This is a genomic window from Kocuria soli (assembly GCF_003797835.1).
GTDB classification, from domain to species: domain Bacteria; phylum Actinomycetota; class Actinomycetes; order Actinomycetales; family Micrococcaceae; genus Kocuria; species Kocuria soli.
Map to the genome: position 1 here is coordinate 71,439 of NZ_RKMF01000007.1, position 22,521 is coordinate 93,959.

15 protein-coding genes are annotated in these 22,521 nt (G+C 65.5%); 5 read left to right on the forward strand and 10 right to left on the reverse strand.

Annotated elements, in window-relative coordinates; translation table 11 throughout:
- Positions 1 to 61: 61 nt before the first annotated feature.
- From EDL96_RS06965 to EDL96_RS06980, 4 genes are all read left to right on the forward strand, one after another.
- Complete coding sequence (locus EDL96_RS06965) at positions 62 to 1,690, forward strand: alpha/beta hydrolase family protein (protein ID WP_123825072.1); 1,629 nt, start codon at positions 62 to 64, stop codon at positions 1,688 to 1,690.
- 245 nt (positions 1,691 to 1,935) lie between these two features.
- The gene (locus EDL96_RS06970) at positions 1,936 to 3,069 is read left to right on the forward strand and encodes a glycosyltransferase (RefSeq protein WP_233568754.1); all 1,134 of its coding nucleotides are present in this window, start codon (positions 1,936 to 1,938) and stop codon (positions 3,067 to 3,069) included.
- Positions 3,070 to 3,175: 106 nt separating this feature from the next.
- On the forward strand, positions 3,176 to 3,802 hold the full coding sequence (locus tag EDL96_RS06975) for a YveK family protein (protein WP_267900146.1): 627 nt from the start codon (positions 3,176 to 3,178) through the stop codon (positions 3,800 to 3,802).
- Between the two features lie 63 nt (positions 3,803 to 3,865).
- A complete protein-coding gene (locus EDL96_RS06980; RefSeq protein ID WP_123825075.1) occupies positions 3,866 to 5,305 on the forward strand; it encodes an O-antigen polymerase in 1,440 nt (479 codons plus the stop codon).
- A gap of 27 nt (positions 5,306 to 5,332) precedes the next feature.
- Here EDL96_RS06980 and EDL96_RS06985 read toward each other — a convergent pair whose 3' ends face one another.
- The 6 genes from EDL96_RS06985 to EDL96_RS13725 are packed head-to-tail and all read right to left on the reverse strand — an operon-like array spanning position 5,333 to position 11,467.
- On the reverse strand, positions 5,333 to 6,580 hold the full coding sequence (locus tag EDL96_RS06985; RefSeq protein WP_123825076.1) for a lipopolysaccharide biosynthesis protein: 1,248 nt from the start codon (positions 6,578 to 6,580) through the stop codon (positions 5,333 to 5,335).
- Positions 6,573 to 7,550 (reverse strand): GDP-L-fucose synthase family protein, encoded by a 978-nt coding sequence (locus EDL96_RS06990; protein ID WP_123825077.1) that lies wholly within the window; start codon positions 7,548 to 7,550, stop codon positions 6,573 to 6,575. Before EDL96_RS06990 ends, EDL96_RS06985 begins: the two co-directional genes overlap by 8 nt.
- A gap of 44 nt (positions 7,551 to 7,594) precedes the next feature.
- Entirely contained in the window at positions 7,595 to 8,626 is a 1,032-nt protein-coding gene (gene gmd, locus EDL96_RS06995) for a GDP-mannose 4,6-dehydratase (RefSeq protein WP_123825078.1), read from the reverse strand.
- Complete coding sequence (locus tag EDL96_RS07000) at positions 8,623 to 9,963, reverse strand: glycosyltransferase (RefSeq protein ID WP_123825079.1); 1,341 nt, start codon at positions 9,961 to 9,963, stop codon at positions 8,623 to 8,625. The genes gmd and EDL96_RS07000 overlap by 4 nt, the downstream gene beginning before the upstream one ends.
- On the reverse strand, positions 9,951 to 11,117 hold the full coding sequence (locus tag EDL96_RS07005; protein ID WP_158609539.1) for a glycosyltransferase: 1,167 nt from the start codon (positions 11,115 to 11,117) through the stop codon (positions 9,951 to 9,953). Before EDL96_RS07005 ends, EDL96_RS07000 begins: the two co-directional genes overlap by 13 nt.
- An 11-nt stretch (positions 11,118 to 11,128) precedes the next feature.
- On the reverse strand, positions 11,129 to 11,467 hold the full coding sequence (locus tag EDL96_RS13725; protein WP_233568742.1) for an LbetaH domain-containing protein: 339 nt from the start codon (positions 11,465 to 11,467) through the stop codon (positions 11,129 to 11,131).
- A gap of 686 nt (positions 11,468 to 12,153) precedes the next feature.
- On the opposite strand from EDL96_RS13725, the gene mfd reads away from it, so the two are divergent.
- A complete protein-coding gene (gene mfd, locus EDL96_RS07015; protein WP_123825082.1) occupies positions 12,154 to 15,903 on the forward strand; it encodes a transcription-repair coupling factor in 3,750 nt (1,249 codons plus the stop codon).
- A gap of 450 nt (positions 15,904 to 16,353) precedes the next feature.
- Here the strand turns inward: mfd and EDL96_RS07020 are convergent, their stop codons facing one another.
- The 4 genes from EDL96_RS07020 to nirB form a co-directional block, all read right to left on the reverse strand.
- Positions 16,354 to 16,650 (reverse strand): hypothetical protein, encoded by a 297-nt coding sequence (locus tag EDL96_RS07020; RefSeq protein ID WP_123825083.1) that lies wholly within the window; start codon positions 16,648 to 16,650, stop codon positions 16,354 to 16,356.
- Positions 16,651 to 16,888: 238 nt separating this feature from the next.
- A complete protein-coding gene (deoC, locus tag EDL96_RS07025) occupies positions 16,889 to 17,623 on the reverse strand; it encodes a deoxyribose-phosphate aldolase (protein ID WP_407656918.1) in 735 nt (244 codons plus the stop codon).
- Positions 17,624 to 17,667: 44 nt separating this feature from the next.
- Positions 17,668 to 19,689, reverse strand: coding sequence for a uroporphyrinogen-III C-methyltransferase (gene cobA / locus EDL96_RS07030; protein ID WP_123825084.1), 2,022 nt, complete (start codon positions 19,687 to 19,689; stop codon positions 17,668 to 17,670).
- A 23-nt stretch (positions 19,690 to 19,712) separates the two neighbouring features.
- Positions 19,713 to 22,346, reverse strand: coding sequence for a nitrite reductase large subunit NirB (gene nirB / locus EDL96_RS07035; RefSeq protein ID WP_123825085.1), 2,634 nt, complete (start codon positions 22,344 to 22,346; stop codon positions 19,713 to 19,715).
- Positions 22,347 to 22,521 lie beyond the last annotated feature (175 nt).

Below are 22,521 nucleotides of genomic sequence, written 5' to 3' on the forward strand. Positions count from 1 at the left end.
CGGGTTCAACTTGTCTGGTGGTGCGGAGGCGCCACGAGAGGACGACACGCGGTCACGGGAAGTGGACGGGATCGCAGGGTGGTTGCAGGTCGATGACGACGCCTTGGCCGTTGTGACACACATTCCGGACGGGCAGCCACGCGGGATCATGGTCATCGCCACGTCTGTTGGACGGGAAGGTGTCGTGGCCTACCGTTCCTTGCGTGTCCTGGCGTTGACCGCCGTTGCGGCTGGTCTGCTGGTCTATCGATTCGCCTGGCGAGGCACGGGGGACAGCGGTGGCGAGCTGCCCGACGACGTGGCGGCGGCATGGTCTCGTGACCTGACAGCAGTGATACAGCATGCTCGGCAGACGGCGCCTGGTCGTCCAGTGACTGTTGTGGGTCTGCGACTCGGGGCGGCCATCGCATTCAGTTGCCGAACCGTTCTGGACGATGGTGACCTCACCATCGGGTGGGAGCCGGTCGCGGGCCGCCGTTGGCTTCGTGAACACGTGGCACTGCGCAAGCTTTGGGTGTCACAAGCTCCCGATTCGACGGGCGTTGAGGTCGGGGGTGCTTTGTTCTCCCAGGCCGGCGCGAACTCATTGTCCAATCTCAGGTTGCCGAAATCACCAACGCCCGGGTGGGTCGAAATGAGGGGCGAGAACCGGGAATCTGCCGAGCGCCTGTACGCCGTCCCCTCCCGTGATGCGCTCGTCGAGTACCAAGCAATCAACCGTGTCGTCGAGCTTGCGGTTGCAACGTGCGCGACGGCGCCGGGAGCGGGCGAGAGTGTTTCGGTCGATCTGCCGGAAGAGTGGATGCACGTCGTCGATGGTTCACGCGTTCGCGAACATTTCGTCAGAGTGGGGCCCGAACACCTGCCTGCCGTGCTGACGGAGCCGGCGGAGAAGACGCAGATCAATAACGCGATGGTCCTGGTACCGGCTGATGCGGAGCCGAGGGACGGGCCGACCGGCCTGTGGGCTCGTACCGCGCGCCGGTTGGCCAGCCGAGGTGCCAGCGTGCTCAGAGTGGACCGTCGTGACATGGGCGAGGCCACCCAGATGGGACGGGCGGAGCAACCCATCCCGTACCGCGAGGAAATCCTCCAGGACGTGGCTGCCGCAGTGTGCGATCAACGAGCGCGGACCGGCATGGAGGTGACCGGAGTGGGGTTGTGTTCCGGTGCGTGGCTGTTGCTGCGGGATGCTGCCAGGCTGCCCCTGAAGAAAGTGATTGCCATAAACAACGTGGCGTGGTCTCCTCGACCCGATTACTACGATCGGTATTACAAAACAGGCCGACTCAAGGCCCTATTGGGTGCTGATGCAACGTCGGAACCCGTTGCCCCGTTCACCAAAGCTCCAACCAGCTGGAAATTACGACTCAAACTTTTCCTCAAGGCGGCACGAAATGAGGCACAAATGCGAATGCCCCACGCGGCTCGTCGCCAACTGTCGCGTTACGGGGTCATGCAGACCGTGAGTCAGCTGTTCGAGAAAGGCACACCGGAAGTACTCCTGGCCATGGGCTCTGAGGACCTGATCGAATTCAAGCGATCAGGAGGTGTGCAAGAGGTGCAGCGACTCCGGAAGGCCGGCCACAAAATTCAGGTATCCCCTCTGGGGGACGTGGATCATGCACTTCTTTCGTTTGCCGGAAGATCTTCGGTGGAGCAAATGCTGCTCAGGGAGATTCGCGCGTGAGAAGGCGGATGTCTTTCTTGGTCACCACGTTTCGTCGTTGGATTCAAGCATGTTGATTCGTGAGACAGCGAGTTCGCTTCATGGAGCTGTGTTCGTCCCCGAAAAACCCCACAATGAATGGCATTGTGCCGCGGAGACTCGTGAGACGCTGAGTCTTGGTGGGACGACGCGCACCACGGGGTCAGCAATCCCATGAGTCGACCGAAATTGGAGGTCAAGTGTCTCGAGTCTTGATCGTGCAACCCATGATTCCCGGCTACCGGTCGGAGTTCTTTCGGCGGGTGGTTGACCGTATTCAGAGCTCCGGGAACCAGGTCATCGTGGCCACGGGAGTTTCCTCCGGGGAGCACGCCAAGCGGGGGGACGTCGCGAACGACAGCCTGCCGTGGCAGCGCAGCGGTCGGGGGTGGGGCCGATTCTTCGGCCCCATGTATGTGCGATACCACGGTTCCGTCGGATTCCAGCGAACGGCCGACGTCGTGGTCTGTGAACTGGCCACGGGTTGCATTGACACACATGTGGCACTGTTGCGGCGCGCTCTGACCCGGTGGTTGCCGGGCATCCGCTCCCCGCGGGTCATCACGTGGGGCCACGTCGGGGCATACACACGAACGCACGGGACCTTCTTGAATGCGGTGGAAACCATCATGATGAGGGCCTCGGACCAGGTTCTCGCCTACACACCCAAGGGGGTTCTGGACGCCCGTGACCGCGGCGTGCCCCAGAACAGGGTGCGGTCCCTGGACAACACCGTGGATCTCGAAGCGCTTCAAGCGGCAGTCGACGAAGTGTCTGTCCTGTCCCCCTCCCAGGCATGGTCGGAGCTCACCAGCGGTGCGGAGCAGGAGACCGTTCCGGTGCGGTGCGTCGCATACGTCGGTGGCCTCGATCGTTCCAAACGAGTTGATTTCCTGGCGGAGGCATTGGAGCGGTGGTGGCAGGCCGATCCGCAATTGCGCGTGTTGGTGGGCGGGGCTGGTGCGGACGCCCACCTCCTGGACCTGGCGGTCCAGCGTGGACAGGTTCTCCGCCTGGGACGCGTGGGAGATCGAGAAAAAGCCCTCATGTCTCGGGTTGCCCAGTTCATGCTCATGCCGGGGCGGGTCGGCCTTGTCGCGGTTGAGAGTTTCGTCCTCGCACTGCCGGTGGTGACCACACCGCACCCCTACCACGCTCCGGAGTTCGACTATTTGGTTCCCGGAACGGACTCATTGGTTCTCACGGATGAGCCGACGCAGTGGGCCGATGAGATCCTGGACGTGTACGAACAGCCGGGGGCAATTGACCGTCTTCGCTCGGCGGCGAGGGAGCGCGCGGGGACGCCGAGCATGGACCACATGGTTGCCACCTTCGTCGACGCCTGTGAGTCGGCGATGTGAGTCAGGGGTGCACAACCGTGCACGCTTGGACATGGGGCCGGGGCACCGTAAGAAATGCCCCGTGGAAGTCAGCAAGCGTAGACAAATCGCAGAACAAGGGGGAGAGATGGATTTTGTCGATTATGTGATGGCGTTTCGGCGCAGCGTGGTTTGGGTGCTGATCAGTACGATCATCGGTGCGCTCATCGGAGGTGCTGTCGCTTTGATGACACCACCCAGGTATTTGGCCACGGCCACAACGTTGTTGACGGCCACAGAGGCAACTGAGGCTGCCGAACTGCCTCAGATCGGAACGTACATGTCCCAACAAATCGCGACGTTGTCGACCTTGGCCACTACGGAGACGGTCCTGCAGCCCGTCATCGACGACCTCGGAATGGACACGACGCCCCAGGAACTCGCCACCCGGGTGAGCGTCTCCACTCCTCCCGACACCATGATGGTGGAAATCACGACCACTGGCGCGGACCCTGACGAGGCCGCGGAAACGTCGAACGCCATTGCTCAGCAGCTGTCCGAGACGGTCGATGAGGTCGCACCGACCGTGGCCGAAGAGGGCCCTGTGACCAGCATGGAAACTGTGACGCAGGCACCGGTGCCCACCCAGGACCAGTCAGTTTCCCTGACCACGGCGGCACTGGCGGGGGCCGCTCTCGGTTTCTTGCTGGGACTGGTGATCGCTGTGGCGCAGTATGCGTTTGCTCAGCGACGGCACGTGACCAGGGCCTCCTGACATGGACAGCCTGTCCCTGAGGCTCCACGGGTACTGCTCGGACGCTCGGGGTGGTGACCGACAGTGGAGTGGCTCGCGCTGATCGTCGCCGTCCTGTGCGTCACGGCTGTGATCGCAACCTGCCCGGTGCAGGGAGTCGGACGCTTCTTGGCTCCTGAAACCTTGGCTGTTCTGGTTCTGTCCTTCATCTTCGGTGCCAGGCCGGTGTTCAAAGCCACGATGCCGGACGCCATCGAGGCTTCGGGTAGGGACCCTTGGTATCTCTACGAGCAGCCCATCACGCCGCTCGGCTGGGACATAGCCCTGTGGGTCGGAATCTGTGCACTGGTGACGTTCACGCTGGGTGTGGTGGTCCTCAGTTTTGCCAGGCGGCCCGGGCGGCCGCTGGCCCGGGACACCGCGCCCTGGAGTGCCCAAGAACGCGTGGACACATGGAGCTTCGGTGCAACTGCCTGCCTTGTGACGGCTGTTGGCGGAACCGTGATCAACTTCGGTGCAATTGCCGCGATTGCTGGGCCGCAGACCGTTCTGACCATGTTCGGGGGGCGCTCAGCCGAAAGCACTGTGCCTGGGTTGCCGGAAGCCGTCGTCATTGCGGGCATGTCCGGTTCTCTGGCGGCAGCCGTGTTGCTGATCAGCAAGCGGCACACTGCCTTGCTGCCCGCGCAGTGGGCAGCGGTGGTATTTTCTGTGGCACTTTCCGTGTTCCAGGTCTCCTTGGGGGGTAACCGCCGATTCCTGATTCCGGCGCTCTTGATTCCCATCATTGCGTTTCTGGTCAGGAAACCGCAGAGAGTCACGCTTCCGTGGGTGGTTGCTGCCGGAATCGGTGCCGTCTTCTTGGCGGTGGTTCCGATGGTTCGATCGGCTGGGGCCCGGTTGCCCGGAGAGAATCTGTTCTCCGCGAGCTGGCGCTACATCACCGAAGAGGGTCCATTGGCAAGTGTGTTGCCGGTGTTCACCTCCTACGACACCGAGATGATCGACTACATTGCGGTGATTGCCCCCCGCTTGGGAGGAGACCAACCCTGGGGGTGGGGAAGAGGGACGCTGCTGGAATTCCTGGAACACCCGTTGCCCTCGGGTGGATTGGACGGTTCCACCACAACTCAGGTGTTCTCGGATGAAGTCCTCAGTGGGGTCTGGGGCGGCGGGTGCGCGGAGGCTGTCTGCCCCGTGAGTTCGGTGGCCGGGGTCTCGTACTTCGACGGAGGGTTCCTGGGCGTCGCAATCGGCTGCTTCCTCTTCGGCGCCGTACTGCGGTTGCTTTCCAATCTGTGGAGCCGAGCCGACGAACTCAGCGATTCGACGGTCGTCGTCGTGGTGGTTCTGTCGGCCTTCGCCCTGGTGGCAGCACGGACCAACACCGTCCATGCCACATGGTGGGCCATGTACGCCGTGGGCTTTGCCCTGGTGCCGTTCTGGGTATTGCGCAGCAGAGTTCAGGCACTCTCGATCCCGGCGGCGTGGAACTCGAAGGGTGGGCGTCACGTGATGTCGTGATTGGCGTGACCGGAGTGCGGTGTCTGGTCAGAGGTGGCGACCGCGTTGCGGACCGAAGAACAGATGTCCCCCTCCGACGAGCATGATGACGAACTGCACGACGTAGGACAGCGCCAGACCGGCTGCGGCGCCCGTGGCGCCCTCGAGCCAACCTCCCAGTGCCACGGCGCCCAGCCCGAGGAGGGAGGACGCAGTGGCCGACCATGCCACCACCCTCTCCAGGCCGGAGCCCTGCATGACTGCCGTGATCACGGAGGAGACCCCGTCCAGGGCAAGTGCCACCAGGAGAAACCGGAATCCGGCGACGGCGCCCTGGTAGTCGCTGCCCAGGAGCCAAACCACCCAGCTGTGTGCAGTGACACCCAGGGCGGTGTAGGCCAGGCCCAGGCCCAGGAGGAGGACCATGAGCACGCGGCGCTTGCCGCGCTTGTCGCCGCGGCCGCTCTTCACCGCAGCCGGCATCATGACGCCCGCCAGGGACGTCCCGATCATGCGCAACGGGGAGACGGAGCGGGAGATCGCACCGTAGTAACCGGTCTGGACCGAGCTGGCAACAAAACCCACCACGAGTGTGTCCAGGTTTCGAACTTGGGCCATGAACGAGTTCGCCCAGAAGGGTCGGCTGCGTCGCAGGATGTAGCGCGTGTCATTCGGGGGACGCTCGCTGCTGGGCGTGGTGACGCTGACGAGTTGAGTACCCAGCAGCCAACTCAGCAGCGCTGCCAGAAGACTTCCGAGCCCGTATGCCGTAATGGGGCCCAACGCCTCTGCGGCAACCACGACAATGCCCAGCGCAACCATTCGGCGTGCCACCAGCACGCTTGAGTTCTTCCACGTGTCCCCGTCGGCGATGGCCATGTTCAACCGCATGTCCGCTTGTCGCTCCACGGTCAGTCCCACGGCCAGCGGAATCAGCCACCACCACGGGATTTCACCGAATGTTGCGAGGAGCATGCCCGCAACTAGGAGCACGGACAGCAAGACCGCCCCGAGCCACCGGTAAACGTTCAGGCACCGTCGAATGTCTGGATCGAACGGATCAGCGGCGCGGACGCGCAGCGCATAGGTCGACACACCCAGGTCAACCGAAGTCTGGAGCACCACCACCAGACCCAGGAAAGCGGAGAACACCCCGAACTTCTCGGGGTCGGTGCCACGCGCGACCAGGATCAGGGCCAGAGACTGCAGGAGGGCAGCGGCCAACCTGCCACCGGTGACCCACAGGAACCCGCTGAGTACCCGGTACCTGGGTGGTTCCTGACGCTGGTCAGGCACGGAGGTCGTCTCGGTGCTCTCGGTACCAGGTGACGGTTGAACGCAGTCCCTCCTCCAAGGTGATGGCGTGCTGCCAACCCGCGGCGTTGAGCTTCGAGACGTCCAGGAGTTTCTGGGGCGTGCCGTCCGGCTTGGTGGTGTCCCACTGGACCTCGCCGGTGTAGCCCACAGCCGCGGCAATCAGGTCGGACAGTTCCGCGATCGTGATGTCTTTGCCCGTACCCACATTGACCTGTTGGCCGCCGTCGTAGTGGTCCAGAAGGTGGAGGCAGGCATCGGCCATGTCGTCCACGTGCAGGAACTCTCTGCGAGGGGTTCCGGTGCCCCAGTTCGTCACTGAGGGAGTTCCGTCGATTCTGGCCTGTTCGAAGCGTCGGATCAGGGCCGGCAGCACGTGTGACCCCTGCGGCGAGAAATTGTCTCCCGGGCCGTAGAGGTTGGTGGGCATGGCCGAGATCCATGGCAGGCCGTCTTGCTTCCGCACCGCCTGGACCTGCTGGATTCCCGCGATCTTGGCGATGGCGTAGGCGTCGTTGGTCGGTTCCAGGTGCCCTGTGAGGAGGGCATCTTCCACAATGGGTTGCTCCGCGAACTTGGGGTAGATGCACGAGGAACCCAAGAACAGCAACCGTTGCACCCCGACGGAACGGGCCGCATCCATCACGTTGAGTTGGATCCTGAGGTTGTCGCTCAGGAAGTCCACGGGGTAGGTGTCGTTGGCCAGGATTCCGCCGACCTTGGCGGCCGCGAGCACGACCGCCTGAGGTTTGTGTTGTTGGAAGAAGTCCGACACGCTGTCGCGCTCTCGCAGATCAAGCTCCGCCGAGGTCACTCCAAGGAGGTTGGTGAATCCGGCGGCTTGCAATCGGCGCCAGATGGCGGAACCAACCAGTCCACGGTGCCCCGCCACGTAGACCAGGGCGTCGCGTGGTATCGGTTGGACGGTTCGGGAAGTGGTTTCAACAGACATGACAGATTCCTTAAAGAGTCAGTTCAATCAGGCGGGGGTCGACGTCACGCGGTGCTCGGACGGGGCGTGTCGATGTAGGGGCGCCCTTGGCATTCCAGCCGTTCGATGTCAGCATCAACCATGATCCTCGCCAACTCGGCGCTGTTGACGGAGGTCCGCCAGCCGAGTTTCTCGGCGGCTTTGGACGGGTCCCCGATCAGTGCGTCCACCTCCGTGGGACGAAGGTAGCGGGGGTCGAACCGGACGTGCTTCTCCCAGTCCAGACCCGCGTGCTCGAAAGCAACGATCAGGAAGTCCCGTACGGTGCTCTCCTGCCCCGTGGCAAGGACAAAGTCTTCCGGCTCGTCGGCTTGGAGCATCCGCCACATGCCCTCGACGTACTCGGGGGCATAGCCCCAGTCCCGGACGGCATCCAGATTTCCCATGTAGAGATGGTCCTGGACGCCTGCCTTGATGGCTGCAGCCGCCCTGGTGATCTTGCGAGTCACGAACGTCTCTCCGCGTCGCGGTGATTCGTGATTGAAAAGGATGCCGTTGACGGCAAAAAGTCCGTAGGCTTCGCGATAATTCTTTGTGATCCAGTACGAATAGAGTTTCGCAACTCCGTACGGGGACCTCGGGTAGAAGGGGGTCGATTCGTTCTGGGGCGGCGGTGTGGCGCCGAACAGCTCAGAAGTCGAGGCCTGATAGAACTTACAGCCCACGCCGGACTGCCGGACGGCCTCGAGCAGGCGGATGGTGGAGGCGCCAGTCGTTTCTGCTGTGTGTACCGGCTCGTCGAAGGACACCCGCACGTGGGACTGCGCGCCCAAGTTGTAGATCTCGTCCGGCTCGATGTCACGCAACAGTGTGGTGAGGCGAACACCGTCGGAAAGATCACCGTAGTGCAGTTGCAACCTGACATCCGGATCGTGCGGATCCTGGTACAGGTGATCAATCCGTTCCGTATTGAAACTCGAAGAGCGCCGGATCAGACCATGCACCTCGTAGTTCTTGCTCAACAACAATTCAGCCAGATACGAGCCGTCTTGGCCCGTGATGCCCGTGATGAATGCCTTACGACGTTCACTTGTCATTGCAGTATCTCTCCCGCTTTCGTTGCTCGTGCTGCCTCTGGTTCTGTTCGTTGCTGCTTGGAGGTACGTGGCATGTTCGTTCCGAATGACCGGCTTCGCTCGGCCCTCGACGAGGGGCGGACGGCCAGTTGCCTCAACCACGCCTCGTTGCGGGCCAGGGCTGAACTCTGGGTCAGGTTCTCCTCTGCGTGGCGCAAGCCGTTGGCACCCAGTGCTTGACACCTGACGGCATCCGCAGTCAGGTCCTGGGCGGCCTGGAGGAGCAGGGACGGATCACCCGGTGGAACGACCACTCCCGCCCGCGCCTCGAGGACCTCCTGCGCGGTGGTTCCGTCCGGTTCAACCGCCGCCAGAACGGGGAGACCGGTTCTGAAATAGGACGTGAGCTTGCTGGGCACCGCCATTTCCCGCAGTCCGGGCTGTTCATTCACCAGGAGAGCGTCGGCACTGTGCAGGATTTCCTGGAATCGTCGATCGTCCTGGGGAGGCAGGAAGTGAAGGTTCTCCACTCCCTGACCGAGTTCTTCCAGGGCTGCGCGTCGGGAACCCGAGCCCAGGAGCACGAAGTGCACGGATGACCCTTGAACCTGCGCGCGTCGAGCGGCCTCCACCACATTCTCCAGGTCCTGCTTGGCGCCCATGTTCCCTGCGTGCAGGATGATGCGGTCACCATCGCCCCACCCGTGCTTGGCTCTGACGGCTGCGCGGTCGACCGGGGAACTCACGGTCCGGAGGTGTGACCAATTGCGGTGTACGACAACACCTTGGGACGGAAAACCGAGGGACTCGATGACATGCGCCGCAAAGCGCGGATGGATCACGGCCACGGACTGGGCCTGTCCGAGCACCTTCCCTTCCAGCCACTTGAGGAGCCGACGGGAGCGCCGCACGGAACCGTTCAATTCCTCGGCACCCTTGCTGTACAGGTCCTGGACCCAGATGGCCCTGCCTGAACGGCCGGTGAGACGGGCTCGGACCAACGCGATGCCGGAGGAGAACAGTGCGGGTGACACAGTCAGGACCACGTCGCTGTGAGGCCACCGGCTGAAAGCTGCGCGCAGACCGAAGTGCAGCTCCATCAGGAGCCGGGCTGCTCCGGTGCCCCCTTGGCTGGGCACCATGTGTCGAAACCGGTGAACTCGTACGCCGTCGATGAGCTCTGTTTGACGCCTACCGGTGTAACCCTCCGCGATTCTCCACTCCGGGTAGTGGGGGTATCCGGTGAGCACAGTCACGGTGTGGCCGCGCTCCACGAGCCCCCTTGCCAGTGCCGTGGTGTACGGGGCGTTCCCGGTGGGTTCCGGAGCGTAGTTGAGGCCGATGATCAGGATTCGCATGCTGGTGGCTTCCCCTTGTCGCTGGCTGTACCCCGGGGCGTGGAATCACCAACGCCCTTCGAATAGATCTGGTCCAGCACATCCCCGACGCGTCGGATGGAGAGCTCTTCACGGATCAGTCGTTGACCTGCTCTGCCCATCCGGTCTCTTCTGTCCGCGTCCTTGAGCAGCTGGTCGACCGCTTCTGCCAGTTCGGGCCCGGAACGATCACAGACGATGCCGGCACCGTATTCCTGAACCAGTGGAGCCAGCCCGCAGTCGTGGTTGATCACAACGGGCCGTCCGCAGGCCATGGCCTCCAGGACGGACATCGGAAACGGTTCATTGCGGGAAGGCAGGACGAACACGGAACACTTGCTGATGGCCTCTGTGACGGCTGTGGGCTCGACCGGACCGTTCCATTGCAGCCTTCCGGACAGAGGAGTTGTGGCGATTGCCTGGGTCACGCGGTCTCCTTCGCCTTCATCAGGCCCCAGGAGCGTGAAATCGACCTCGGGGTGATGCGCATGGAGTTGTCTTGCAGCTTCGACGAACGCCATGGGCTGCTTGCGCGGGTGAAGGCGGGCCAGAAACAGCACGGCCGGGTGCTCGGGTTGGGGCGCCGGCACGGACGGAGGGGTCGGGAGTCCGTTGGGCACCTGAACTGTTGGCAGGCTGCGCCCCGCAACGGCTTCGATCTCGTCGGCTTCCACCGGACGCAAGTGCAGAATTGCCTTCGCCGAATGCAGCACACGTTTGACTGCAATTGCGTCAAGAATTCTGGCCAGGAGCCGAGGTGACGGGACGATCATGCCGTGGGTCTGTAGGACGTAAGGAATACGAAACATCGCGCACAACCATGCGATGGGTAGCGTGACCAGATCGCGGGCCAAGTGGATGTGAACGACGTCGAAATTCTTTCGATTTCGCAGAAACCATGCGAAGAGCCCGGGGGCAATGGTGGTGGCGAAACCGAGGGTCGGTAACGGATTATATGCTCGGAACAATCGAACCGGTGCCCCGTCGAACTCCTGTGGCCCGGTGGCAGCCTGAAATCCCTTGTGCGAGCCGGTGAGTATTGCTTGATGTCCCCGGTGTCGGAGTTCTTCGACCTGTCGGCAGGCCACGCGAACCGGGCCGCCGTACTCACCGTGCGGGGAAATCAGCGTGGCCACGTGGACAATCCTCACGGCCGAACTCCACGGGTGGAGGACGGGGCTGCCACTTCGGCCCGGGGCGCGAGGACTCGCGAGTCGGGTACTACATCCTGCGTGACGAGTGCAGTCGCGCCGATCACGGCATTCTCTCCCACGGTGACCCCGCGTAGGACAGTGGCCCGCGTTGCAATCCAGGCACCGTCGCGGATGGTGACGGGTGCGTTGTCGAAGTCGAAGGACTCCACATCGGCGCGGTGGCTACCTGTGCACAGCATGGACTGCTGGGACAGGCAGACGTCCTCGCCGATGATGATGTCCTCGAGGTTGATGAGTTGTGATTCGACGCCAATCCATGAATTCGAGCCCACAGTCAATTTCCAAGGCCACTGGATGTGTACCCGGTGGCGGATCAGAACATTTTCACCGATGTTGGCGCCAAAAGCCCTGAGGACTTTCACGCGAATTTTGGGCGGACACAGAATTGAGCGAGTCGCGGGGCTGCCTACCGCCACCCAGAGTGCCTGGATGGGTAGGCTTCGTCCTTTGTCGTACCCATTTCCCGTGAATGAGGCCAAACGCCTTCGCATGAATCAGTTCCCCCTTTTGGCTCTTGAGTCCCCCTGATGCGATGACTGAACGCTGCATCAACCGTGGCCGCCGCGACTTTCCGGTGATGTCCCCACATCTCTGGTCATCGCGTAGGACACAACCTTATCCGGACACGTGTGGCCTGGACCTCACGGAGGAGGTCCGCGGAGTAAATCTACATGCAGATGCATTGAGCCGTGGGCGGAGATGAGTTCGTCGATCGTGGTCGGCGTCCATGCAACCGGCCAGATTCAGGCAATCGTCCGGCGAGTGGTACGGAGGCGCATACATCTGGGCCGCGAGTGAACCGCACAAAAGAGGACAGAGCCATTGATTGCCATGGTGTGACGCAGTGCCAGGGGCAGTCTCTGCAGTCCGCTGATCCTTGTCTGCTCCACCGAGTAACCTGAACGGGCGCTTTCGCGTCTTCTGATCCAACACCTCTGCGCCCAGGAGTCCTTTCACCATGTCCTTGACCGGCCTGGCATCAGTGCTGACCACCGAACGCTCGATCGCCAACGTTCGGAACCAGGCGGCGTTGAAGCCGTCCGAGCGCTCCGCCGAGACGGTCATCAGCGTGACCGACGGGTTGCGTCCCGCCCTGCTGGCCCAGGTGCTGGACGGGATGCGCTCCGCGACCGGTGGTCGTGCGATGAGCGGCTCCGGCGACGACGCCGGGCAACCCGCCCCCGTCCTGCTGGTCGTCACGGCCACGGGTCGGGAGACCGAGGACGTGGTCGCCCAGCTTCCGGCATGGGCCCCCGGGGCCAGGATCGCGGACTTCCCGTCCTGGGAGACGCTCCCGCACGAACGTCTGTCCCCGCGCTCGGACACCGTGGGTCGCCGCCTGGAGGTCATGCGGCGTCTGCGCCGACCGGACGGGGACCGCCTGGACGTCGTGGTGGCGCCGGTCCGTTCGCTGCTGCAGCCCGTGGTCGAAGGCCTGGGGGACCTTCAGCCCGTGGTCTTGGAGCGCGGTGCCGAACAGTCCTTCGACGACGTCGTGGCAGCCCTGGTCGCGGCGGCGTACGCGCGAGTGGACATGGTGACCAAGCGCGGTGAGTTCGCGGTGCGCGGCGGCATCGTGGACGTCTTCCCGTCCACGGCGGACCACCCGGTGCGCGTGGAGTTCTTCGGGGACGAGATCGATGAACTGCGCTGGTTCGCCGTCGCCGACCAGCGCACCCTGCGAGGAACCGAGCACCCCGATCGCATCGTGGCACCCCCGTGCCGTGAACTGCTCATCACGCCCGCGGTGCAGTCGCGTGCAGCGCACCTCAAGGATCAGCTTCCCGGCGCCGAGGCACTGCTCGAAAAGGTCGCCGGTGGGATCTACACGGAGGGCATGGAGTCCCTGGCTCCGCTGCTTGCCGAACGCATGGTGCCCGTGCTCTCCCTGCTGCCGGCGGGCTCGCTGGTCGTGGTCATGGAGCCGGAGAAGGTGCGGACGCGCGCCGCCGACCTGGTCGCCACCAACGAGGAGTTCTTGGCCGCCGCCTGGGAATCGGCCGCGGACACCGACGTCGCACCCCTGGACGTGAACACCGTCGGCGAGCAGGGGCGCACCCTGGACAGCGGGTCCTTCCAGACCCTCGAACAGGCCCGGGAAACGGCCCTGGACCTGGGTCTTGGTTGGTGGGCCACCACCGCGTTGCCCGTGGACTCGACCATCGCCGAGGTCGACGCGGACACCAGCGCCGCCGTGATTCGCATGTTGGACTCCGAGGCCGACAGCCTGACGGTTGCCGGGCGGGAACCGCTGCGTTTCGGTGGTGACGTGGAGGCGGTGCTCGCGCACCTGGCCGAATCCGTTCGAGACGGCTGGCGCGTGGTCGCCGTGACCGAGGGCCCCGGACCGTTGCAACGGCTGGCCGAACTGATGCACGACGCGGACGTGCCCGCGGCCAGGCACGACACACTTTCGAAGGAGCCCCAGGCGGGACTCGTGGAACTCACGTGCGCGACGGCAGGGACGGGGTTCGTGCTGGACGAGCTCAAGGTCGCCTTCCTCACCGAGTCCGACCTGCTGGGGCGGTCCTCCGCCTACGCCGCCAAGAACAGTCGACAGCTCCCACAGCGCCGTCGTCGCAATGCCGTGGATCCCCTGGCGCTCAAAGCCGGTGACTACGTGGTGCACGAACAGCACGGCATCGGGCAGTTCGTGGAACTCATCGCGCGACCCATCGCCGGGGCCGTGCCCAAGGCGGGGCAGCCGCGCCCCATGCGCGAATACCTGGTGCTCGAATACGCGGCCTCCAAGCGCAACGGACCCAAGGACCGCCTGTTCGTGCCCACGGACCAGCTGGACCAGATCTCCGCCTACGTCGGCGGAGAGACCCCGGCGCTGTCCAAGATGGGTGGCGCGGACTGGAACCAGAAGAAGAAGGCGGCCAAGCGGGCCGTCAAGGACATCGCGGGGGAGCTGATCCGGCTCTATTCGGCCCGCATGGCCACCCGCGGTCACGCCTTCGGCCAGGACACCCCGTGGCAGCGGGAACTCGAGGACGCCTTCCCGTACATCGAGACCCCCGATCAGCTGACCACGATCGACGAGGTCAAGGCCGACATGCAGCGGGAGGTCCCCATGGACCGCCTGATCTCCGGCGACGTCGGCTACGGCAAGACCGAAGTGGCGGTACGGGCAGCCTTCAAGGCCGTCCAGGACGGCAAACAGGTGGCCGTCCTGGTCCCCACCACGCTGTTGGGTCAGCAGCACACGGAAACCTTCGCCGAACGCTATTCGGGCTTCCCGGTGCGGGTGGCCTCCCTGTCCCGGTTCCAGACACCCAAGGAGTCCCGCGAAGTCCTCAAGGGGTTGGCGGAGGGCACCGTCGACGTCGTCATCGGCACCCACCGACTGCTCGGCTCCGAGGTGGCCTTCAAGGACCTCGGCCTGGTGATCATCGACGAGGAACAGCGCTTCGGCGTCGAACACAAGGAAAAGCTCAAGGCCATGCGCACCAACGTGGACGTGTTGGCCATGTCCGCGACCCCGATTCCGCGCACCCTGGAGATGTCCCTCACGGGAATCCGCGAAACCTCCACGCTGGCCACCCCGCCCGAGGAACGCCACCCCGTGCTGACCTACGTGGGCGCGTACACGAACAAGCAGGTCACGGCGGCCGTGCGCCGTGAGCTGATGCGCGAGGGCCAGGTGTTCTTCGTCCACAACCGGGTGTCCTCCATTCAGCGTCGGGCCGCCGAACTGCGCGAACTTGTCCCCGAGGCGCGGATCGCCGTGGCGCACGGACAGATGAGCGAGAACGAACTCGAACAGATCATCGTGGACTTCTACGAGAAGCGCTTCGACGTCCTGGTCTCCACCACGATCGTGGAGACCGGTCTGGACATCGCCAACGCGAACACGCTGATCGTGGACGGTGCCGACAAGTACGGGCTGTCCCAGCTGCACCAGTTGCGCGGCCGCGTGGGGCGCGGCCGGGAGCGTGCCTACGCGTACTTCCTCTACGACGTCGAAAAGCCGCTCACGGAGACCGCCCTGGAACGCCTCAAGGCAGTGGCGGCCCACAACGAGCTCGGAGCCGGTCTCCAACTGGCGCAGAAGGACCTGGAGATCCGCGGCGCCGGCAACCTCCTGGGCGGGGAACAGTCCGGGCACATCGCCGGAGTCGGCTTCGACATGTACCTGCGCCTGGTCGGGGAGGCCGTTGCCGAGTTCCGCGGGGACGCGGACGAATCACCCGCCGAGATGAAGATCGAACTGCCCGTCAACGCCCACCTGCCGCATGACTACGTGCCGGGAGAGCGTCTGCGCCTGGACGCCTACCGGACGCTGGCCAACGCCACGGACGAGACGGGCGTCCAAGAGGTGGCCGACGAACTCCAGGACCGCTACGGCACGCTGCCCGAGCCTGCGCAGTTGCTGCTGGACGTGGCCAGGTTGCGGATCAAGGCCCGCGCGGCGGGGTTGGTGGACGTCGCGGCTCAAGGCCCGAACATCAGGTTCGGGCCGGTGGACCTGCCCGAGTCCCGTCAGATGCGACTCCAGCGGATGTATCCCGGCTCCAAATACGTGACTGTCCCCAACACCGATCAGCACATGGCGCTGGTTCCCAAGCCCAAGACCGCCCGCGTGGGTGGCAAGGACCTGGTGGACGGGGCGATCCTGGCCTGGGCGGACGAGGTGATCACCGCGGTCATCGCTGCCCCGCAGCCGGCCTCGGAGACCGACGTCAAGACCGCGCCACAGGTCTGATCCCACAGGCCTGACTCCACGCGTCTGATACCCCAGCACCCGATTCCCCGCAGGAGTAGGGCACGTGACGCGGAGGAATTGTCAAGGCATTTGCAACGTCTTGTGGGCCACACTGGCGATACTTTTGGGGACACCGCGTCAAAGTGACCCTTCTGGACGTGCATTTTCATCGTATTGCCACTATCTTCGTTCCCGGAACAGGGAGAAGGCGACCACTCCTCCTGGAATCGGATCCACGTCACCGAAGAGTTTTGGGGTTTCGGTGATCGCGTGCACGGGAGTCAGACGGGTCGCACGGACCGCGGGCCGCTCCAGGGGGGAGCAGTTCAGCCCGCGGTCATCGTCTTCAACCATCCGAGCTGAGGATGGCAATGCAAAGGCCCCGCACCGTGATCGGTGCGGGGCCTTTCGCATGTTCTGCGGGCGCGGGAGTCTGCAGAACAGAACAGGTCAGTTGCGCAGTTCTTGCTGCGGTGCGGACTCGGTAGAGGCCGGAATGTCGATCATCAGGTTGCGACCACCCGCAGAGCGTGCGGCGGTCTTGCTGCGGAAGATCAACGTGGGGATCAGCAGGGCGGCGCCGTAGGCCAGGATGCCCGCTCCGAACCACCAGTTCTCCGGGATGGTGAACAACCAGAAGCTGGCGAGCATGGCCGCAACGGGCAGGAGCCACAGGATGAAATTGGCGAAGAACTGGCCCTCGCCGGAGTAGCGGCGGATTGTGCGTCCCTGACTGTCGGTAGCCATTCGAGCCTCTTCCTCGTGGTGCGTCGGCCGGATCCGAGGGTGGCGTACCCACTCACATGGAATGGGCCGGGTCCGGCGATGAGTTCGTCGTGCCCCAGTGTAGTGGTTGATGGCGACGATGTGTCAGTTCCGACGGCCATCGTTGCGCGGAACCGGCCGCGCCACACCCCCGGTTAATCCCGGTCTGGGCCCGGGTCACCTCCGGCTCTCGACGATCCGGCCTCGTCGGTTCGTGTGCTCAGTACAGGCCCGAGCCGGCGTCGTCGTCGGTGGGCTGTCCAAGCAGGGCCGCCCCGGCCGAGGCGCCGATGCGGGACGCTCCCGCCTGCAACATGGCGATGGCCGCCTCGCGCGTGCGCACACCGCCCGAGGCCTTCACCCCGATGTCTTCGCCGACGGTGCGCCGCATGAGGGCGACGTCCTCAGGGGTGGCCCCGCCCGTGGAGAACCCGGTGGAGGTCTTGACGTAATCCGTTCCGGCCGCGACGGCCGCTTCACAGGCTAGGACCTTCTGCTCGTCGGTCAGGAGGCAGGTTTCGATGATGGTCTTTAGCTGGGCGCCGCCGCGGTGCACCACCTCGGCCACCGCGCGGACGTCGGCTTCAAGGGCCTCGCGGTCCCCGGCACGGGCTGCGGCGATGTCGATCACCATGTCGATCTCACCCGCCCCGTCGGCCACGGCCTGCTCGGCCTCGGCGGCCTTGGCCTGAGACGTCGAGGCGCCCAACGGGAAACCGACGACGGTGCAGGTCAGAACGTTCGACCCGCTGAGCTCCCGGGCCACCAAAGCCGTCCACACGCCGTTGACGCACACGGAGGCGAAACCGTGCTCGAGGGCTTCGGCGCACAGGGTCTCGACCTGTTCCCGGGAGGCCTCCGGCTTGAGCAGGGTGTGATCGATCCGGGCCGCCAGTTCGGCGCCGACGGGTTCGGAGGTCGCGGGGAGGCTGTGGCGTTCGGAGATCTCGGGCACGGCGGGGCCTTTCTGCGGGGGTGGGTTCCTCCCCACCCTAACGGTCACCGTCCGCCCAGGGTCTCGGCGAGTTGATTGATCATGGCGCCCATTCGGAAACGTTCGGGAACCAACGCGGGAACACCGGCCCTCTGCAACGGTGCGGCGGTCACCGGGCCGACGGTGGCCGCCACGACGGTTCGTGGTGCCTCGCCTTGGCTGCCCGGCTCGGTGTCCGCGGGGGAGAAGGCCGCCACGAACTCCCGTTCCACGCCGAGCTCGGAGGCGGTGGACAGCAGGGACTCAGCTCCGGCGGCGGAGGTGAACGTCACGGCGTCGATCTCCCGGGCGCAGATCTGGCGGATCAGGCCCGGCAGCACACCGGCGTCGTCGGCGTCGGCCCAGCGGTGCGGGACCACGGTGTGCACGGTGGCCCCCGCGTCCATCAGGCGTTGGCGCTGCTCGCGGTCGTGGTAGCCGTTCTCCTGCCAGCCGATCACGGCGCCCGTGAGGTCGTGGTCGTAGGACTCCAGGATCTCGTCCACCAGCGGCCCGATGGTTTCGTCGGGGGAGATGCCGACGTCGTGCAGACCCAGGTTGCGGACCGCAGCCCGGCCCTTGGGGCCTCGGACCCAGATGTCCGCGGTGGCCAGCATGGCGTGGACCCCGTCCGCTTGCCCGGAGGCTTGGACCACCTCCCACCAGCGCTTGAATCCGTAGCCCGTGGTCACCACGATCAGGTCCGGGTGGACGGCCAGCAGGTCGCGGGTCTCGGACACGACGGCGGCGTCCTCCTCCACCGGGACCAGCTTGAGCGACGGGGCCGCGATGACCGTGGCACCCTTGCGCTCCAGGGCACCGATCTGGTCGTCGGCGCGGCGGTGGGCGGTCACCGCGACCGTTCGACCGGACAGCGGACCCTGGGGGTGGGACTGGGCGCCGTCGGCCCCGTTGCCGGTCTCGTCGTCTGTCCTGGCATCTGTCCCGTGGTCGTTCGCGGTGTTCGAGGTCATGGGGTCCTCCGGTGCGGGGGCGGGCCCGCGGTGGGCCACGGCGCGGTGTGGGGTCAGTTCACCGAGAATTCGTTCCCGGTCCTCCGAGGCAAGGGCCGCCACGGGGCCGATCACGGTCACCGCGGGGGAGCCGGCCGCGGCCAGATCGGTGACCGCGGAGCCCAGGACGGACGTGTAGGTCTTCTGTTCCGCGCTGAAGCCCTTTTCGACCAGGGCGATCGGGGTGTCGACGGCTGCGCCGTGCCGGGTCAGCCCCGCCACCAGCTGGGGGAGGGTTGCCACCCCCATGAGCACCACCAGCGTGGCACCCGTCCCCAGCAGGTCGCAGAACCCGTCCAGTTCCGCCTCGGAGAACGGCACGTGCCCGGAGGCCACGGTGAAGGTCCGGGAGACGTCGCGGAACGTGACGGGGATCCCGGCCGCTCCGGGCACGGAGATCGCAGAGGTGATCCCGGGGACCACGTCCACCGGCACACCCCAGGATTCGCAGTCCGCGGCCTCCTCCCCACCTCGTCCGAAGACGTACGGGTCGCCGCCCTTGAGCCGCACCACGTGTCGACCCTCCTGCGCGGAGTTCAACAGGATCGACTGGATCTGCTCCTGCGGCACAGGGTGGTGGCCGGGCCACTTGCCCACGCGGACCACCTCGGCGTGCGGGGCCTGGCGTTCGACGACGTCCTGGGGCGCCAGACGGTCCAGGAGAACGACGTCGGCGTCCCCCACGGCGGCCAGCCCGCGGGCGGTCACCAGGTCGGCAGCACCCGGGCCACCGCCCACCAGGCTGACTCCGGCGCGTTCGGCGGGGACCTCGGCCACGGGTAGGGATCCGTGCTCGGCCCGGAGTGCCGTCACGGTCCGGTCCCACCGGGCGCAGTCGCCCACGACCAGGACCAGCCCGGGACGCCACCGATTGCCCGGTACGGGATCGGGCTGAACGTCCTCCTCACCCGGAGGTGCGGTCTCGACGGCGTGCACGGTGGCTCCTGCGGCGCGAAGGCGACGTGCGCTGCGGGAATCCTTCCCGGCTCCGAGGAGGAGGACGGTCACCTGGGTGAGATCTGTGTCCAAGAACATGATCCAACCCTAGGCGGCGTCGGTCAGGAATCCGCACCCACGGGGATCCGTGCCCCGGAGATCAGGACCGGGCCGGACCCGTCCTCGGCGGCCCGGATCTCGTCCTGGGTCGCGGGCCGGATCTGGTCGCGTTCCAGCACGTACTGCCGGGAGGCGTCGTCGGAGGTCTCGGGTTCGTTGACGAAGGACCGGAAGCGGCGCAGCCGCCCCGGGGAGGCCAGGGTCGCGGCCCACTCGTCCTGGTAGCCCTCGATCTGACGCTCCATGTCCGCCTCCAGGTCCGCGCAGATGCCCAGGGAGTCGTCGATCAGCACGGACTTGAGGTGTGCCATGGCGTCGCCGTACTCCTCGTCCAGGTCCTCGAGCCAGCGGGCGGTGCGCTGCAGCTTGTCAGCGGTGCGGATGTAGTACATGAGGTACCGGTCGATGTACTTGACCAGGGTGAGTTCGTCGATGTCCTGGGCGATCACGCGTGCGTGCGCCGGGTTGGCGCCGCCGTTGCCGCCCAGGTACAGCGTCCAGCCCTCGGGTGTGGCCATCACGCCGATGTCCTTGCCCTGAGCCTCGGCGCAATCGCGGGCGCAGCCGGAGGAGCCGATCTTGAACTTGTGCGGCGAACGCAGCCCTCGGTACCGGTTCTCCAACCGGATGCCCATGCCCACGGAGTCCTGCACGCCGAAGCGGCACCACGTGGAGCCGATGCAGGACTTCACGTTGCGCAGGGCCTTGCCGTAGGCCTGGCCGGATTCGAACCCGGCGTCCACGAACCGCTTCCAGATCTCCGGGAGTTCCTCCAGGCGGGCACCGTAGAGGCCGATGCGCTGGGCGCCGGTGACCTTGGTGTAGAGCCCGTAGTCCTTGGCCACGGAGGCGATCACGGCCAGCTTCTCCGGGGTGATCTCGCCACCCGGGATGCGCGGGACCACCGAGTAGGTGCCGTCCTTCTGCATGTTGCCCAGGTTGCGGTCGTTGGTGTCCTGCAGTGCACCGCGGCCCTCGTCCAACACGTAGGCCTTGGGCTGGGAGGAGAGGATCGAGGCCATGACCGGCTTGCAGATCAGGCAGCCGTCGCGGCCCTTGCCGAAACGCTCCAGGGCTTCCGGGAACGTGCGGATCCCACTGCCGCGCACCGCGGCGTAGAGCTCCTGACGGGAGAGGTCGAAGTGCTCGCACAGGGCCTTGGAGACCGTCAGCCCCAGGGAGAGCATGGTCTTCTCCATGGTCTTCTGAAGCATGGGCACGCACGAACCGCACTGCGTGCCGGCGCTGGTGCACTTCTTGAGCGCGGGGACCGACTGGTTGCCGTCCTTGACGGCTTCGCGCACGGTGCCGAAGGAGACGTTGTTGCACGAACACAGGATCGCGTCGTCCGGCAGTTCAGTTTCGGGGGCGTCACCACCGGCGGCGGAGAGGTAGCGGGCCGGTTCGGCCGGCAGGGGGCGGCCCTGCAAGGGTCGCAGGGCGTCGTAGGGGTCCGCGTTGCCCACGAACACGCCGCCCAACAGCGTCTCCTGGTCCTTGCCCACCACGATCTTCTGGTAGACACCGGCCACGGGGTCCGTGTAATTGACTTCGATGCTGCCCGGAGTCTTGGCGTACACGTCACCGAAGGAGGCCACGTCCACCCCCGAGAACTTCAAGCGCGTGGAGGTGTCAAAGCCCGTGACCGTGGAGTCCCCGCCGAAGAGCCGATCGGCCACCACCTCCGCCATGATGTTGGCGGGGCCCACGAGGCCCCAGGTCTGGCCCAGGATGTCCGCGACTTCGCCGATGGCCCACACGTGCGCCACGGAGGTCTTGCAGGACTCGTCGACCACCACGCCGCCGCGCGCGCCCAGGTGGAACCCGGCGCGCCGGGCCAGCCCCGAACGGGCCCGGATGCCGATGCCCAGGACCACCATGTCGGCGTCGATGTGTTCGACGGCGGCGTCCTCACCCGGGCCGTCCTTGACTGTCACGCCCACGACGTTTTCTTCCTCGTCCAGCTCCACCCCGGCGATGAAGCGCTCGCAGCGCACGTCCAGCCCGTGTTCGCGCATCAGCGAGTTCACGGCCAGGCCGCCGTCGCGGTCCATCTGGGTGCACAGCAGGAACTCGGCCACGTCCAGGATGGTCGCCTCCGCGCCCAGGTCCTTGAGGCCCGCGGCCGCTTCGAGCCCCAACAGGCCACCGCCGACGACGACGCCGCGCGGGGCGCGTCCGAGCTTTTCGCGCAGGTCGGCGACCTCCTTGACCATGCCCTGGACGTCCTCGATCGTGCGGAACAAGTGCACGCGGTGAGCACCCGGGATGTTCAACGTGGCGGCGTTCGACCCGGTGGCCAACACGAGTTCGTCGTACGGGAAGTCCTCACCGCCACGGGTGTGGACCACCCGGTTCTTGACGTCCAGGTCGGAGGCGCGGGTCTTGGTGCGCAGATCCAGCTGCGGATGATCCCAGAAGCCGGAATCCCCCAGGGACAGGTCGCGTTCGGGGTCGTTGAACAGCGTCTCCAGGGCCACACGGTCGTACGGAGCCCACGGTTCCTCCGTGAGCACCGTGATGGTGTCCTCGCCCAGGCCCTTCTGCAGCATCTTCTGGGTGAACCGGTGGGCGGCTGGGCCACCACCGATCACCAAGATCTTGCGTCCGGTTCCGGGGGCTGGCGTGTGCGGCATGGTGGAGTCGCTTCCTGCTGGTCCTGGCTGTCACTGTCGGCCGACGTGGTGCGGCGGGACTGGTGACCCGGACCGCTCGTCGTCGATGCGCTCACACGTGGAAAACCCTGCAACGGCTTGGGCGGACCACGTGAGCTCTGGTGACATGGAACCACTTTCGTCGCCTGCCGGTCAT